The organism is Streptomyces phaeoluteigriseus, assembly GCF_001896135.2.
Lineage (GTDB): Bacteria > Actinomycetota > Actinomycetes > Streptomycetales > Streptomycetaceae > Streptomyces > Streptomyces phaeoluteigriseus.
In genome coordinates this window covers 12881-27885 of record NZ_MPOH02000029.1, presented here as the reverse complement: position 1 = coordinate 27885, position 15005 = coordinate 12881, and the positions used below count along the sequence as shown (strand labels likewise).

At 71.4% G+C, this 15005-nt stretch carries 16 protein-coding genes and 1 pseudogene; 8 read left to right on the top strand and 9 right to left on the bottom strand.

The genetic code is table 11. The annotated features are described in order from the left end of the window. Window positions 1-631: 631 nt before the first annotated feature. The gene (locus BM536_RS40535) at window positions 632-931 is read right to left on the bottom strand and encodes a hypothetical protein (RefSeq protein WP_143651085.1); all 300 of its coding nucleotides are present in this window, start codon (window positions 929-931) and stop codon (window positions 632-634) included. Window positions 932-1198: 267 nt separating this feature from the next. Here BM536_RS40535 and BM536_RS37210 point away from each other — a divergent pair, with 267 nt between their 5' ends. Together BM536_RS37210 and BM536_RS40985 are read left to right on the top strand one after the other, a co-directional pair. Further along, window positions 1199-1840 (top strand): hypothetical protein, encoded by a 642-nt coding sequence (locus BM536_RS37210; RefSeq protein ID WP_073498152.1) that lies wholly within the window; start codon window positions 1199-1201, stop codon window positions 1838-1840. 314 nt (window positions 1841-2154) lie between these two features. Continuing rightward, window positions 2155-2337 carry a hypothetical protein gene (locus BM536_RS40985; protein ID WP_158086584.1) on the top strand — a complete coding sequence of 61 codons (183 nt, stop codon included), beginning with the start codon at window positions 2155-2157 and terminating at the stop codon, window positions 2335-2337. A gap of 76 nt (window positions 2338-2413) precedes the next feature. Here the strand turns inward: BM536_RS40985 and BM536_RS37200 are convergent, their stop codons facing one another. Continuing rightward, entirely contained in the window at window positions 2414-2959 is a 546-nt protein-coding gene (locus BM536_RS37200) for a GNAT family N-acetyltransferase (protein WP_073498154.1), read from the bottom strand. After that, complete coding sequence (locus tag BM536_RS37195) at window positions 2944-4206, bottom strand: NsdA family TPR-like regulatory protein (RefSeq protein WP_245873985.1); 1263 nt, start codon at window positions 4204-4206, stop codon at window positions 2944-2946. Before BM536_RS37195 ends, BM536_RS37200 begins: the two co-directional genes overlap by 16 nt. Before the next feature lie 244 nt (window positions 4207-4450). Here BM536_RS37195 and BM536_RS37190 point away from each other — a divergent pair, with 244 nt between their 5' ends. The 3 genes from BM536_RS37190 to BM536_RS37180 all read left to right on the top strand — a co-directional run bounded on the left by BM536_RS37190 (window position 4451) and on the right by BM536_RS37180 (window position 6550). Next, window positions 4451-4666, top strand: coding sequence for a hypothetical protein (locus tag BM536_RS37190; protein WP_143651083.1), 216 nt, complete (start codon window positions 4451-4453; stop codon window positions 4664-4666). After that, window positions 4663-4842: a hypothetical protein gene (locus tag BM536_RS37185; protein WP_073498160.1), complete on the top strand. Its 180-nt coding sequence runs from the start codon at window positions 4663-4665 to the stop codon at window positions 4840-4842. Before BM536_RS37190 ends, BM536_RS37185 begins: the two co-directional genes overlap by 4 nt. 289 nt (window positions 4843-5131) lie before the next feature. Then, window positions 5132-6550 (top strand): UDP-N-acetylmuramate--L-alanine ligase, encoded by a 1419-nt coding sequence (locus BM536_RS37180; protein ID WP_158086583.1) that lies wholly within the window; start codon window positions 5132-5134, stop codon window positions 6548-6550. Here BM536_RS37180 and BM536_RS37175 read toward each other — a convergent pair. Then, window positions 6547-7945, bottom strand: a pseudogene (locus tag BM536_RS37175) (UDP-N-acetylmuramoyl-tripeptide--D-alanyl-D-alanine ligase). The gene BM536_RS37180 and the pseudogene BM536_RS37175 overlap by 4 nt on opposite strands. A gap of 141 nt (window positions 7946-8086) precedes the next feature. On the opposite strand from BM536_RS37175, the gene BM536_RS37170 reads away from it, so the two are divergent. Together BM536_RS37170 and BM536_RS37165 are read left to right on the top strand one after the other, a co-directional pair. Beyond that, a complete protein-coding gene (locus BM536_RS37170; RefSeq protein WP_073498173.1) occupies window positions 8087-9037 on the top strand; it encodes a D-alanine--D-alanine ligase family protein in 951 nt (316 codons plus the stop codon). Continuing rightward, window positions 9034-10026 carry a threonine/serine dehydratase family protein gene (locus BM536_RS37165; RefSeq protein WP_073498161.1) on the top strand — a complete coding sequence of 331 codons (993 nt, stop codon included), beginning with the start codon at window positions 9034-9036 and terminating at the stop codon, window positions 10024-10026. Before BM536_RS37170 ends, BM536_RS37165 begins: the two co-directional genes overlap by 4 nt. Before the next feature lie 721 nt (window positions 10027-10747). Here BM536_RS37165 and BM536_RS37155 read toward each other — a convergent pair. The 5 genes from BM536_RS37155 to BM536_RS37135 all read right to left on the bottom strand — a co-directional run bounded on the left by BM536_RS37155 (window position 10748) and on the right by BM536_RS37135 (window position 14471). Next, complete coding sequence (locus BM536_RS37155; RefSeq protein ID WP_073498163.1) at window positions 10748-11131, bottom strand: toxin Doc; 384 nt, start codon at window positions 11129-11131, stop codon at window positions 10748-10750. Next, window positions 11131-11370, bottom strand: coding sequence for a hypothetical protein (locus BM536_RS37150; RefSeq protein ID WP_073498175.1), 240 nt, complete (start codon window positions 11368-11370; stop codon window positions 11131-11133). Before BM536_RS37150 ends, BM536_RS37155 begins: the two co-directional genes overlap by 1 nt. A 235-nt stretch (window positions 11371-11605) precedes the next feature. Further along, window positions 11606-12055, bottom strand: a complete 450-nt coding sequence (locus BM536_RS37145) for a hypothetical protein (RefSeq protein ID WP_073498165.1) — start codon at window positions 12053-12055, stop codon at window positions 11606-11608. Between the two features lie 139 nt (window positions 12056-12194). Next, window positions 12195-13115: a hypothetical protein gene (locus BM536_RS37140; RefSeq protein ID WP_143651081.1), complete on the bottom strand. Its 921-nt coding sequence runs from the start codon at window positions 13113-13115 to the stop codon at window positions 12195-12197. Window positions 13116-13463: 348 nt separating this feature from the next. Next, window positions 13464-14471, bottom strand: a complete 1008-nt coding sequence (locus tag BM536_RS37135; protein WP_143651080.1) for a hypothetical protein — start codon at window positions 14469-14471, stop codon at window positions 13464-13466. A gap of 280 nt (window positions 14472-14751) precedes the next feature. Between BM536_RS37135 and BM536_RS40980 the strand changes: the two genes are divergently transcribed. Next, window positions 14752-14916, top strand: a complete 165-nt coding sequence (locus BM536_RS40980; protein WP_158086581.1) for a hypothetical protein — start codon at window positions 14752-14754, stop codon at window positions 14914-14916. Window positions 14917-15005: the final 89 nt, after the last annotated feature.

Genomic DNA, 15005 nt, shown 5'->3' with positions numbered 1-15005 from the left:
CCGCGAGTCCTACCAGGCAGCCGTCACCATCGCGTCCCTATTCCTCTGGCTCAAGCCCCTTTGAAGACACTGCCTAGAACTGGTCCGCGCCCGGAGGCGCCCAGGGCCCCGGGGGATCACTCATGACGTCCTCGGGCTCCGCGTGTGCCGGCCATCTCCGGCTTCGCACCGTGGGCGAGCTGGCGGCGGCCTTGCAGCAGCACGACCCCTGCCGGTACTCAGCCGCCAGCTCACCGTGATGAGTCAGATCGCCTGGGTGAAGCATCAGCCCGTGCAGTGGCCCTTCCGGTTCTTCCTCGCGGGCGCGGCGATTGTCTTCCTCGCGGGGGTCTCTGGCTGAATTCGAGCGCCCCGTTGGCGCAGGCCGTACGTCACTTGGAGATGGCGTACGGCCCCGGCTCGTTCGGCAATTTCGGGCCGTCCCACAGCCTGCCCATCGTCGGACTGGTCCGCGGCGTGGCGTACGGCTGCGGCACGGGTTTGGCTGCGCTTCTCGCGTGGTGGATCTAGACCCGTGGCTGAACGCAGGCGCACCTCACCCCCTGGAAGAAACGGCCCACCATGGGGAGACAACACTCCCGGACCTGCTCTGCCGCACCGACTCCGGCTCGTGCGAGAGTGCTGGACGTCCTCAGGTCCCCTCGCGCGGCGGCGGGGCCGCGCGACGCTGCGGGCCGGGTTCTGTGCCAGGTGGTGCCGGATGGTCTTGGACCCGGGAGGCCTGGCGGGCTGCCCGGCGCTGCTCCGCTTCCTGGATGGCCCGCCGGAATCGGTCCACCTCACGCAGGACTGCGGCGCGGGCGGCGGTTCCTGACGGGCTGGTGGTCTTGCGTCGGGTCTTCTTCTTGTCCTTCGGTCTGCCGTGGTCGCCGCTCGTCATCTGGACGCGTTTGGCCGAACCGTCCCGTCGCTGCCTGCCGCCGCTGGTCATGCCCTACACGCTATGCCCGCTCCGCCCTGTACAGCAGGGGTAGGGGGCGGGCAGGATCCGGGGGCGGAAACCGCCCGCTCGATGGGCGAGGTTCGGCGGGAGCCGGGATGACCGGTCTGGACAGCGAAGTGACCCTGGCGAGCGATGCGGCGGCAGAGGCGAGGCTACGGGTGTGTGCCGTGGCGACCGGGCTGGACGCCTGGAGTGTCGGGAGCCGGCGCCGCGAGGTCGCGGACCATCTCTTGTTCACCCGGTACGGGCGGTGCGGTGGGCGGGACGGAGAACATACGGCTGGAGGCAGAGCTCGCCCAATGGCTGCGGGTCGAAGCGGTACCGGAGGCGTCACCGGATACTTCGTACGACCCGCAGGCCGATCCGGTGGCCATCGCCGCAGCCGAGGGACAGCGCTGGCGCGAGCAGGCCGCTGCTGATGCGCGGGCCGCTGCCCGCCAGGCAGAGAAGGAACTCCGGGACTGGGCGATCCTACGGGCGGAGAATCTGCTGGACCTGGCGCAGGCCAGGAAGCTGGACGCCGCGGCGTGCGCGGAGGCGGACGATCCGTCGCTCTGGCGGCTGCGGATGCTGTACGGACGGTCCCCGGCCGTGGCCGCTCAGGTCGACATCTGGATGGCGAAGGCTCTGGCCACCCACTCCGGAGTTATGGCCGACCCCACTGCCCGGGTCGCTGCACAGGAGACGCTGCCACAGCGGGTGACCGCGCAGGCAGCGCTCCTGGAGGCAATGACCACCATGAGCGGCGGCCCCGCCAGCCCCGAACTGCTGTTCGTTGGCCCGCTCGCCCCGGCGGCCCTCGAAGCCCCGGAGGAACTCGCCTACTGGCTCGCCACCATGAGGAGCAGCGCGGGACAGCCTGGACGGAAAGGATCGCCTTCAAGCCGAGGCGGATAGTGCGGGATCACCGTTGCCGAGACGACCGCGTCGACGTCACGGGTGCGCGCACCCTTCGACGCGGTCAGCCCGTCTCGGGCTGCAACGGCGCTCCACCTGGCGCAGGCAGTACACGCACCTGGACTCCGCATGGACGTGGCCCATGCACCGCTGGCAGTCCCCGTGCTCGCGGACCGGGCCCGGCCGTCCGCGCAGCCCGGGCAGGTCATCACCGGCTGGCGGAAGCCGACGCTGACCACCCACCCGTCGCCCTGGGCAGCGTCGCGCGCCAACTGCGAGACCTCAGAGGCGGAGCGCGCCATCACGCGCTGCGTGTGCTGTGGCGGCAGGACGCGACGGCTGCCCTCCACCTGCCCGCTGAGCTGGTCCACGCCCAGCAGGCCGCCATGCACCAGGCGCTGCGCACGATCCTGTCCACTCACCGGTTCCTGGGTCGAAGACGGACCGGCGGGGAGGCCCCGGTCGTGCTCGGTCTCACCCGCCCCGGCAGCGCGTGAGACCCGCGTAGGTTCGGCCCGTACGCCGACGACGACGGCCCGCTCCGGGTGGGATCGGGCCGCAAGTTGGTACCGGTCAGGCCGTGTGTTTGTGGTTGAGGAGCATCACGGCATACAGCGGGGAGTCCGGGAACGGCTGACGTTCCCCGACCTTCCTGTACCCCCAGCCTTCGTAGAGGGCCTGGAGCCGGGGCCGTTTGGTGTCCACCGTGAGCACGGCCAGGGCTTCTGGCCGGTCGGCGAGCAGCGCGGTGTGCAGCCGTTGTCCGAGTCCCTGCTTGCGCCATTTCGGCCTGAGCATCAGTTCCGAGACGGAGAACGTCGACGGGTCGGCCGGATCTTCGGCCAGGTACTCACGCCACCATTCGCGGCCGGGCTCGCCTGGCGCCCCGTAGGTGAACCCGATGGGTTCACCGCCCTCGTAGGCGATGACGCACGCGAATCCTTCCCGCCCGCCCCAGTGGTCCACGAACCAGGGGAAGCGCTGTACGAACTCTTCGTGCCGCCGGTCGAAGTAGGCGTCGGCATGGACGTCAAGCAGGGTCTGCCGGATGTCGGGCAGGTCGTTGTGTCCGTAGCGGCGCAGTTCGATGGCGGGTGCCGTGGTCACGCAGGGCTCCATTCGGATCGGTAACGGTCGGCCCACTCGCGCGACACGGTGGTGGAGGGCGCGAGCGTGAGGAGATCACGGTAGAAGTCGCCCAGTTGGACGCGCAGCCGGCCGGGCAGTGGGCTGCCGGACATCAGGGTGAAGGCGTCCTCGGTCGTGGCGCAGGCCTGCTCGGCGTCTCCCTGGTGGAGCTGGGCGATGGCGAGGTCCACGGTGGTCATGGCGCGATTGCGCCGGTAAGCGGCCGGCAGCGCGGACAGGGCGCGGTGCGAGGCGGCTTCCGCGTCCGCGCTCTGTCCGAGACGGATGCGGACGATCCCGGTCAGGGCGTGCAGTTCCGCGGGCCCGTAGAAGGCGATCCAGGACGGGCGGGGGCGCGCCTCGGCGCGCACCAGGGCCTCTTCGGCGTATCCGATCGAGCGGATAGCGGCCTGCCGGTCGTCCCGGTAGGCGTGGCCGATTGCGGCCCGGGCGTGCGCGAGGGATCCGAACAGCGGATCGCGGCGAGTGATCGCGCAGGACTGAGCCGCCTGTGCTGCTGCGACACCTTCGGAGTAGTGACCGAGCTGGTGCGCAAGAATCGAGGTGGAGTTCCACACGCGCATCAGTGCCACGGGGTCCTGCGACAGCCCGGCCAGCCTCAGCGCCTCGTTCACGTGGCTGCGGGCGCGGTCGAGCTGGCGGGCGTCGATGCACGACCAGGCGGCGGCCGTGGTGTAGTCGGCGGCGACACCGAACAGCCGTTGCCGGACCGTCTGCGAGGCGGAGTGGTCCTGGAGGCCGACAGCCTCGGCTGCGCCCGCGAGAGCGGCGCGCTCGAGGGCGGCGTGTCCGCCTCGCTTCTGATCGAGCACGGTGAGCCGGTCCAGGCCGTCCCGCAGGCGGAGCACATCGGAGGTGCCCACCGTGGTGGGACGGGTGCCGGCGGCTGGCAGGGCGGTGGCTGCGAGCGCGGATGTGGCGGCGGTGCAAAAGCGGCGGCGGAGCATGGCTGAAGGGTCCTCGTAGGGCGGTGCGGGCATGCCGGGGGGATAGAAGCCAAGGCAGACGGGCGTGCATCCGAATACTGCCGTGAGGGCTTCTCGCTGGCGCTGGTGCGGCCAGCGGGTTTTTCCGGTTGCCCAGTTGCGGACCGTGCGGTCACCGACGGTCCCGTTGTGACCGGCCGCCTTCAGCTCGTCGTTCACCCTGTCGGCCAACGCGCTCTGTTTGAAGGCGTGTTCGGTCATGTGGGCCTGCAACCGGAAATTTCCTTCCACGCACTCACCGTAGCCGCGTGATCATGCAGCGTGGAGGGGTTGCGGGGATCCCGCCCTCAGGAATTTCCGGTCACCGCGAATAGTAACGGGTCCACTTTTCCTACCTGTTGACCACGCCGCGGCGTTGGACTGGACGTGCGCCCCGGTGAACACCTCAGGCGCCGGTGGCCCTCCCTCGTTCCCCCGTGGGGGATGGCCACCGCAGGCTTCCCGACCGCGAGGCATCCACATGACGACGCCCAGCATGCACCGCAAGCCATTCGCCAGCGCCTACGTGGACGCCCCGGCGATTCACCGCGAGCGGCTGAGTGCGCAGCAGATCACCGGCCGCTCGTGCTGCTGGTGCAGCGGGACTCCGGACCCCAGGTTTCCGGTGCCGATACTGCGGGACGACGCCCTGTTCGCCTGCATCCCGTGCGCCGGCGTGTACGGCGTCCCGGCTGTGGAGGCGAACCAGTGACCCGCATCGGCACCGACGACTTTCCAGCGGGCCTGGACCACTGGACCGACCGCGACTGGGAGGACTACCGGGCCCGCATCGAGCACGGTGAGGGCAGCGTGAGTGCCATCGACGCTGTCCAGCGTCGACGTCGGTGCCTGGTGCAGAGCGAGCCGCCGCAGGGGAGTGCGCCGTGACAGGCGAGAGCGTGCCCCGCACGGCTGGGGTGGTGACCTTCTTCGCGACATACAGGGGCTGTCAGGCCGTCCTCACCCGACGCCCGCGAAGGCGTCCCGTTCCACCGCCGTTCCGCTCTCTGAACTTCCCCGCCCATGCCCTGCAGCCGCCGCCATGTCGGGCCGCTGCTCAGGCCACGTGCGGGGACGGGACGGGCTCCTTCTGGGCCCGGCTCCCTGCAACCCCTTCTCCCGCCTCCTGCGGGAGGAGCGTCACATCAGGCACCACCTCACACACGAGGAGACTGCTGTGGTTGAGACAAGGTACGTGGAGATCCCGTCGCCGGTCGGTCCGCTGGACCTGACCCGCCCTCACTTCGTGGGGATCTGCGGGGCGGGCATGTCCGCGCTGGCCCTCCTGCTCGCCGGTCGCGGCGCGCAGGTGTCCGGCTCGGACGTCAAGGCGGGCGAGGCGGCGGCCGGGCTGGAGACGGCGGGCTGCCGGGTCCGGGCCGGGCACCACGCGGCGAACATCGCGGGTGCGTCGGTGGTCGTGTGGTCCAGCGTCATCGACGCTGCCAACCCGGAGATCGTCGCGGCCCGCGCCGCGGGCGTGCCGGTGGCCCACCGCTCGCACGTCCTGGCGCAGCTGGTAGCCGGGGCGGAGCGGTCGGTGGTCGTGACCGGGACGCACGGGAAGTCGACGGCGACGGCGATGCTGGCCGCCGCTGTGGGGCACCTGAGCCCGTCGTGGGCGGCCGGTGCCGCACCGGTCGGCGGCGTCAACGGGCACGCCGGGTCGGGTCTGCTGATCGCCGAGGGTGACGAGTCCGACCGCAGCGTGGCCCTGTACCGGTCGGCTGTCGCGGTCGTGCTGAACGCCGACGACGACCACCCCGAGACCTTCGCCGGCACGGCGGATGTAGTCGGCACGCTGACGGACTTCGCCACCCAGGCCGGGACGCTGGTGGTCTCGGCCGACGACGCCGGCGCCCGGGAGGTGACCGGCCGGGTCCGCGGCCACGGCGGCACGCAGGTGGTGACCTTCGGCGAGAGCACGGAGGCCGGCGTCCGACTGCTGTCCGCCGTCCCGGCGGCGGCCGGGGGCAGCACGGTGACCGTGCTCGACCCGCGCGGGGTCCAGGTGTCATGGACGGTGCGCTCGCCGGGCCATGCGGCAGTGCTCGCATCCCTCGCGGCGTACGCGGCGGGCCGGGCCCTGAGCGAGGCGCCGCAGGTGCTGGCGGCCGGGCTGTCCGGCTTCGCCGGGGTACAGCGCCGGATGCAGCTCCTCGGCGCGGTGGCGGGGGTGCGGGTGGTGGACTCCTTCGCCCACCACCCCGCCGCGATCGCCCTGGACATCGCGGCCGCGCGGGAGCTGACCGATGGCCGGGTGCTCGTCGCGTTCGAGCCCTGCGGGGCGACGCGGGTGCGGGTACTCGGCCCGCGGATGGGCGCGGCGCTCGCAGGCGCGGACGAGGTGGTGCTCCTGCCCGTGCGTGACGCGGTGCCGACCGAGGCCGGCGCGGTGACCGGGGAGGGCATCGAGCACGCGGCCGCGAGCGCTGGAGGCCGTGTCCACGCGGCCGACGGCCTTGTCCAGGCCGCCGGCGTGCTCGCCGATCTCGCCCGTCCCGGTGACGTGGTCGTGACGATGGGCGTCGGTGAGGTGGCCGGGCTGGGGGCGCTGCTCCTTCAGCCCGCGGCCCGGCCGCTGGCCGGCGTCTAGCGGTCGCCCGCCATGGTGTCGGGCTGGGCGAGCCGTTCGGCGGTGTGCTCCAGCCCGACGCTGTGGGAGCCCTTCACCAGGACGATGTCGCCGGGCCGGACCAGGTCGCGGGCCAGGGTGAGGGCGTGGTCGCGGTCGGAGGCGCTGACAACCGTCAGGCTCGGGTTGTTCTCCCGGGCGGCGTCGGCCATCGCCTGCGCGTCGGCGCCGCGACGCGATCAGCACCTGCACGCCGGAGGTGGCGACGAGACGGCCGACCTGCCGGTGCCCGTCGCCGCCGTCGGCGCCGAGCTCCTTCATCTCCCCCAGGACCGCGATGGTCCGCCGCCCGCTGTTCATCGCCTCAAGGGCGCCGAGCGCGGCCTTCATCGAATCGGGGTTCGCGTTGAACGCGTCGTTGATGACCCGTACGCCGTCGGGCCGGTCGGTGACCTCCATGCGCCCCGACGCCACCAGCACCGCGCGGGAGAGCGCGCCGGCGGTCTTCTCGACGTCGGCGCCCAGCCCGATCGCGACAGCGGCCGCGGCCAGCGCGTTGGACACGTGGTGCGCGCCGTGAAGGGTCAGGGCGACCTGCGCGTCGCGGCCGGCGGCGACGAGGGTGAACGAGGCCCGGCCCGCCTCATCGAGCACCACGTCCGCGGCCCGTACGTCGGCGTCGTTGCTGGTGCCGAACGTCATCACCTGAGCGCGGGTCCGGGGGGCCATGGCGGCCACCAGCGGATCGTCGGCGTTGAGGATGGCCAGCCCCTTGGCGGGCAGGGCCTCGACGAGCTCACCCTTGGCCTGGGCGATCTGCTCCTGGCCGCCGAACTCGCCGACGTGCGCGGTGCCGACGTTCAGGACCAGGCCGACCGTCGGCGGGGCGATCCGCGTCAGGTGGGAGATGTGCCCGATCCCGCGGGCGCCCATCTCCAGCACGATGTACCGCACGCCCCGGTCCAGGTGGGTGACGGCCAACGGCATCCCGATCTCGCCGTTGAACGACTTCACCGTGGCGATTGTCGGCCCGAGCTCGGGCAGCACCTGCGCGATCAGATCCTTCGTGCTGGTCTTGCCCGCCGAACCGGTCAGCCCGATCACCATCGCCTCCGGGACTTCGGCCAGCACGGTGCGGGCCAGCGCGGCGAGGGAGCCCAGCACGTCATCGACGATCACGGCCGGAACACCGACGGGACGCTCAGCCAGAACCGCCACCGCCCCGGCCATCACCGCGTCGGCCGCGAAGGCGTGCCCGTCGGCGTGCTCACCGGCCAGCGCGGCGAAGAGGCCACCCGGCTCGACTGCGCGCGAGTCGACGGCCGCCGGCGCGGTCACCAACACGGCCGGGTCCGGCACGTCGCACAGACGGCCGCCGACGGCGGCCGCGACGGCTTCAAGCGAAAGGGGGATCACGTGACGCACTCCGAATCAGCAGGACTTGCCCGGCACGGCCCAGCACCGCCCGGCTCAGCCCTCCGACCGTAACGCCTCGACAGACCGGTACGCATGAAACCGGCCTCATCCATGACAGAACAGGAGCAACTACCCGTGACGATGCAGTCCTTCGAGTCCGCGTGCATCGCCGTCGTCTCCGGCGGCACATCCACCGAACGGGAGCGGTCGCTGATGTCCGGCCGCGCCGCACGGGAGTCCCTCGACCGGCAGGGCTACACCACCAGACTCCTCGACCCCGCCGACAAGACGTTCGCCGACGACATCCGCAGCGCCGACGTGGCATTCCTGGCCATCGCCGGACAGTACGCCGAAGACGGCAAGCTCCAGGGGTTACTGGAGCACCTGAACATCCGCTACACCGGCTCGGGGGTGGCGGCCTCCGCCGTCGGCATGCACAAGGCCCTCGCCAAGACCGTCGCGGCCGCCGCCGGAGTGGCGGTCTTTCCCACCGTTACCCTCCCGGCCCGCAGCGGCGACGTGAGCACGCACACGGTCACCAGCACGATCGCCTTCCCGCTGATCCTCAAACCGCTGTCCGAAGGCGGCTCGATCGGCATGACGGTCTGCCGCGACACCGCCCAGCTCGCCGCCGCCCTGCGCACCATCGACCCGGGCGAGCGCTGGTTCGCCGAGCCGTTCACCGCTGGCATCCCGGTGAGCTGTGGAGTCCTTGAGATCGACGGCTCGCCCGTGGCCCTCCCGCCGCTGGCGACGATCCCCACCGACGCCGAGTTCTACGACTACGCCACCAAACGGGACAAGTCCAAGTACCGGTACGAATGCCCGGCGAACCTCTCCAGCCCCGCCCCCGACGCGATCACCACCGCGGCGCTCACCGCGCACGACGCCCTGGGCTGCTCCGGATACTCCCGCTCCGACTTCATCGTCACCCCCGACGGGCGGCCGGTCTGGCTGGAGATCAACACACTGCCCGGACTGTCCCACACCGGGAACCTCGCCACCATGGCCGCTGCCGCGGGCATCGAATACGACGAGCTGATCCGCATGATCCTCGCCACCGCCGACACCACCGAGGGGTACCGGCCGTGACCGAGCTGACCGCCCGCGACGTCCAGGACGCCGCCGCCAACCTCGAACCGGTCGCCGCCCGCACCCCGGCCCTGACCGCGCTCTCCCTCGACCAGACCGCCGGCTGGCCGGTCGTGTGCAAGGCCGAGAGCCTCCAGCGCACCGGCTCCTTCAAGTTCCGCGGCGCCTACCACCACGCCTCCTCCCTCCCCGCGAAGGAACGCGTCGGCGGTCTGATCGGCGCATCCTCCGGGAACCACGCCCAGGCCCTCGCCCTGGCCGGACGTCTCCTCGAAGTGCCGGCCACAGTCGTCATCCCCGCCGACGCCCCGGCCCCGAAGGTCGAAGGCGTCCGCGCGCTCGGAGGCCAGGTCGTCACCTACCGCCGCGGCTCCGAGGACCGTGACGCCTTGGTCGCCGACATCGCCGCCCGCGACGGCCTCGCCGTCGTCCCCTCGGCGAACTCCCTCCACGTCATGGCCGGGGCCGGAACCGCCGCACTGGAACTCCTGACCGAGCACCCCGAGATCGAGACCCTCGTCGTCCCCGTCGGCGGCGGCGGACTCGCCGCCGGATCCGCCACCATCGCCAAGCACCTGAACCCCGGCATCAAGGTCATCGGCGTAGAACCCGAGGACGGCGCCGACACCCTGCTGTCGATGCGCTGCGGCCAGCGCATCGCCCTGCCCGAGACCCCCTCCACCATCGCCGACGGCCTCGGCCACACCAGCCCCTCCCCACTGACCTGGGCCGTCAACTCCCGGCTCCTAGACACTGTTGTGACAGTGACCGACCAGGACATCACCATCGCCATGGCATTCGCCTTCCGGCACCTCAAGGTCGTAGCCGAACCGAGCGGCGCCTGCGCCCTGGCCGCCGTGCTTGCCGGCCACGTGCCCCACGAGTCAGGGACGATCGGGGTGGTGATCTCCGGCGGCGGCGTGGACCTGCCAACCTTCCACCGGCTGATCAGCCAGCCCTCCCACCGGAAGGACCACGCCCGTGCCTGACCTCGACCTCCCGTTTCCCACCGTCACGCAGTACGCCAGCCCCGACCTGATCGCCGCGTTCGCCTACCAGGGCCGCGACCACGCAGCCAATCCACGCTGGGCCGAGAGCGGCGCCCCCGACCTCGACACATACCGCACCTGGTGCGGTCACATGTGCGGCATCGCCTGCCTGCGCATGGCCCCTCCTCGCCCGCAACGGCGACGCACCCACCCTGTTCGAGCTCCTCAAGGGCGCCCGAAAGTACGGCGCCTACACCGAGGACGCGGATACGGGAGCGATCCACGGCCCGATCTACGCCCCGTTCGCACAGTACGTGCACGACGTCCACCACCTGCACGCCGAGGTCCACCCCCCTCTGACAGCGCCCGGCCTGCTCACCCTGCTCGACTCCGGCCGGCTGGGACGCGGCGGGCGGGGGAGCACCCTCGTAGTGCTGTACCGGTGCGGGGGCGCTCAGGCGGCCGCCGGGGCCGGACTGGGCGCAATCATTTCAAGCTGGGAAACCGACAGAACTTGCTGACCTGCTGTTTCTTAGCGCTGCGGTGTGGAGGGATCCCTTGCCCCTCAGCCGTTCCTCCCGTTCCAATCCCCGATTGCCCGGGGACGGCACCCGAACCCGCCGCCGCCGGGGAGGCGCGCACTTCGCGCACCTCCCCGGCACAGCGAGTGACGAGGGGCCACGTCACTCTCATGCCGACCACCAAGAGGGGGAGCGCCCCCTCAGATCCGCCAGGAGCGGAGCGCGTCTGCGATGTCGTAGATGGTCAGTCGGGTCTCGCGGACCTTTCTGATCAGGTCGGACAGGGCGCCGTAGGGAGGGTCGACGCCTTCTCCGGACTGGTCCATGTACTGGCCCGTGACGAAGGCGGCGAAGAGGCTGTTGCGGTGGGGGAGCGGTTCGAGACGCGCGATGGTGTGCAGGAGCGCGGCCGCGCGCCACGCGGCGTCGGGGTTGGACGTGGCGAGAGTCGGCATGCGTGTCTTGTGGCGCGCGACAGCCGCTACAAGGGCCGAGTAATCGGTGACCGACACGTCGTCGTGGTCAAGAGCGACGTCCTGGACGTCCAGGAGCCAGGAGACGTCGATGTACAGGATCTCGCTCATCAGGCGGCGCTGGCCCCCCGGCCGCGCCCGGACGCGGGAACCTCGTCCGGGAACGCCTCGTCGAACTCCGAACGCAGCCTGTCCGCCCACGAGGCGGCGCCGGCCACGAACCGCTTGCGCTGCATCTCGCGGACACCGAGGTCGTGCAGGTACTGCTTCAGGCTCTTGCCCTCAGCCGCAGCAGACGCGCGCACGCCTTCCATTTCTTCCTCGGTAAAGGGCACATTCAGTGATGGCATACCGGCATGGTACCTACTTGGTACCTGCTGGGGCGACCCCTTCGCCGACCCCGCTGCGCCCAGGCCCTCGGCCGCGCTGCGCCTGGACGTGTCCGGCGAGACCGCCAGCCTCATCGGCCTGCCCCAGATGTCGACGGTGGCCTGCGCCGCCAGGCGCCGGGAGTTCGTCGTGCGGGCCGGACGGTCCGTGAACATGCGCCCGATACCAGCCCGTCCTGGGCAGGGAGTGATGCGGCTAAAAGGCGGCATCGTCCTGGTGGGTGTTTCTGCCTGGCCGTGCTTCGGCGTCCAGCCGGGCAGCGGCCTCGGCGAGTTGGCAGGCACTGTCCCTGAGCAGACTCCAGTCCTGGTCCTGGGCGGCCCGGACGCAGGCGGCGAGGTGAACCTGCAGCACGGTGTTAGCGTCAGCGAGGTGCTCCTTTGCCCGCACGGGCTGCTCCATGTCGACCGGGGGCGTCACCGCCGGGGAGTCCGGGCGCGCGGCGCGGCGCTGCTCGGCGGCCCGGATGGAATCCCGGAAGCGTTCGACTTCGCACAGGCGTGCGGCGCGTGAGGCCTCGCCGCCGAGGCTGCTGGTCTTGCGCTGGCCTTTCGGCTTCTTGTCCTTCGGCCCGCCGTGGTCTCCGCTGGTGAGCTGCACGCGCTTGGAGGAGCCGTCCCGCCGTTGCCGTCCGCCGCTGGTCATGCCTGAACGCTACCCAGGGCCTGCCTGAATCGGGCATGCCTGTGCCCGACCCGATCGTGGAATCCGTCCACGAGACGAAGCGGCTGACCGCGGCCCCCGACGCTGGTCTGTACCGGCAGTGGATTCTCGGGCTCGTCGGTCATCGCCTCCGGTGGCGCCAGTGCTGGTGGACCTTGAGGACCTCGTAGCTCCATGTCGTCTGCTGCTGCGCGGTGTTCGTGCCGCAGGGCAGGCCGAGTTGTTCGGCGATGACGGCAAAGCGCGGGTGCATCTGCCGGTTGCCGGTGGTGACGAGGGCGGCCAGGAGCGGTTGGCCTGCCTGGCGGTCTTCGTCGACCAGCCACAGGATCACGGACTCGTCGTCGGGGTGGAGCCGGCCCAGGCCGGGCAGACGCTTGCGGATCAGGGGCCAGCTGGTGGTGGCGCCGTCCTTCGCGGTCTCTTCCAGAAGCGGCCGCAGGCCCGTCGCGATCTCGTACAACCGAGCGGTTGCCAGCAGAGCTGGCTGCGCCTGGCGAGGAGGGTGTTCGGCCGCTGCCGCTGCCGCTGCCGCTGCCGCTGCCGCTGCGGGGACGGGACGCGCAGCCGGCCGCACGCGTGGGGCGACCGTCTTCTTCGTCCGGTCCTGCTGCTGCGAGGACCGGACAGGCTCCAGCTTCTCCGCCAGGCTGACAGACGGCGGCCGGGACGGTGCAGCGGTGCTTCGGCCAGGGAGCGATGGGCGCACTGACGGGGCTGATGATGACGCCTGGAGCCGCTCCGCCTCCTGCCACGGGCGGGAGGCGAGGATCTCCTTGTAGGACTGCAGGAGCGCGCGCTGCTGCCTGGTCTCGCTGGGCGGCGCCCCTGCCGCCTGCTGCCAGGCCAGCGCGTACAAGTCGGCGGCAGCCGCGACCCAGTGCCGGTCGATGGCCCGCTTCAGCTCCGTCAGCGTGTGGTTCAGCGTGCGGCGCACCGTGGCGATCTCCATCGCAGAGCGCGGCGCACGGCCGGTGGTGCGGCGGCGGAAGTCCACCTGCCAGTCGGCGCCGCCGCTCAGGCGCACCCGGTTCCTCGTCACCCTCACATCCCCCCTCAACGTCCCCTGGAACATGGGGACATCACGCGTACGGCTGCATGCCGCAGCGGCGTCTAGCCGTACGCGAGAGCCCTGACATACCCGGGGTTGGCCGGGGCCAATCCGCACCTGCGCAGCCCGCATCGACGCCGACATCCCCTACGGCCAGCTGCTACGCCGAATGACGATCCAGCACCTCAGGTCCGCTACGTATAGTCGGCGGGGTTCGGGGAATCCAGGAAGGCCCAGGGGCACGGGGACAGGCTCGGTGGTTCCGGCCAGAGCGGACTGCAGGACGAGCCGGAAGCGTTCTCCATCGGTAGGCCGCACGACGAGACCCTTCAAGATCGTTCAGACGGACCGTCCACTGGGCCCGTCGTCCGCATCACCGCCCACCGCCTGCCGACCGTTCTTCAGCTCGGCCATGGCGCGCATCCACCTCTCCCCGAAGCCGACGGCCCCCGTCTCATCACCGGGGATGCGGAAGATGTCCGGGTCGGCCGCGAGCTGCTCCATCAGCGCCTCGTACAGATTGCCGAAGGGCGGCTCCATGCAGACCGCCAGGGACTCGGCGAACTGCCCAGGGGAGGGGCTGACGGCGATGATGTGGTCCAGGAAGGGGAACATGTCCCACTCGTCGACTCGCTGCCGCAGCGCGGCCTGCGCCGGTGTGTCCGGCAGGAGCAGCCCGTGCATCACATACAGCGCGTAGAACCAGCGCAGGCCGAGCAGCACGGTCCGCGCCCGCACGAGCTCCTCGTCACTGGCCCGCTTCACCGGACCCACCACGTCCGCGTACCTCTCCAACGGCCCCCAGTCCACCGGCGGCCCCTCGCCCCGCTCGGCCGCCCCCAGCATCTGCGCCCAGTCCTCGACCGTCAGGCCGTACATGCCGAGCGCGGCGAACGCCTCGGCCAGCGCGTCCGCCCCGACCTCCTGCACCCCCAGGCCGATCGCGGCGACCAGGTGCACCATGCCCGTGGAGTCCGGCCCCTCGGCCTCCACCGGTACGTCCTCGCCGGCCTCGAGGGCCGCACGCACCAGGGCGGGGTTCGCCGCCCCGCGGTACGGCTTCACGAGCTGCTCGGCGGCCGCATACAGCGCATCCTGCCCCTCCTCACCCGCCCCGGCCGCGCTGCGCGCCAACTCCACCAGCCGCTGCGACACCGACCTTTCCAACACCCACACCAGAGCCTGACGCACGGCGGCGACCGGAGGCTCCGGCACCCGCCTCGCCCCCGGCCGCAAACCCATGCCCGCCTCGGCGAACCACTCCAGCACGGCCAGCCGACGATCCCGCCCCTGCCGACAATGGCGCGCCAGCGCCGCGGCACTCTCCACCACCACCGGATCGACCACGTCCACCACCGTCCCCCGGCCACGCCCGAGCCCACGCCGCCGATGCCGCGGCAACAACCCCGCCCGCCGCCAGCTCTCCAACTGGCCGGCCGTCACCACCACCCCCCGCGCGGCAAGTTCGCGAATCACCCGCATATCAGCCGGACTCGGTGCTCCTCGTGCCATGCCCACCATTACAACCCCGAGAAGCGCAATTCTCTGCGGACCTGAGGCTCTGGCTCACTGGTCCCAGCACCGCAGCCCCTAGCCGCCGCACCCTGCCGAACGAAGGACACCCACCATGGCGAAGAAGAACCGAACCCCCTCCACCCATCACCAGGACCACGTGGCCCCCACCCCCGTCTCATGGCGGCACCACATCTCCGTAGCGCTCCTCATCGGAGCCGTCCGCCACATCGGGACCCTCCTGGCCGGCCTCGCAGTGGCCTGGTGGAGGCACGACTGACACCTGCCGCCCGGCTGGCCCCGCCCGAACACGAAGGGAAACGCGACGCCTGTGCGACCGAACCCAACTCAGCTTGCGTTTTAACCTTT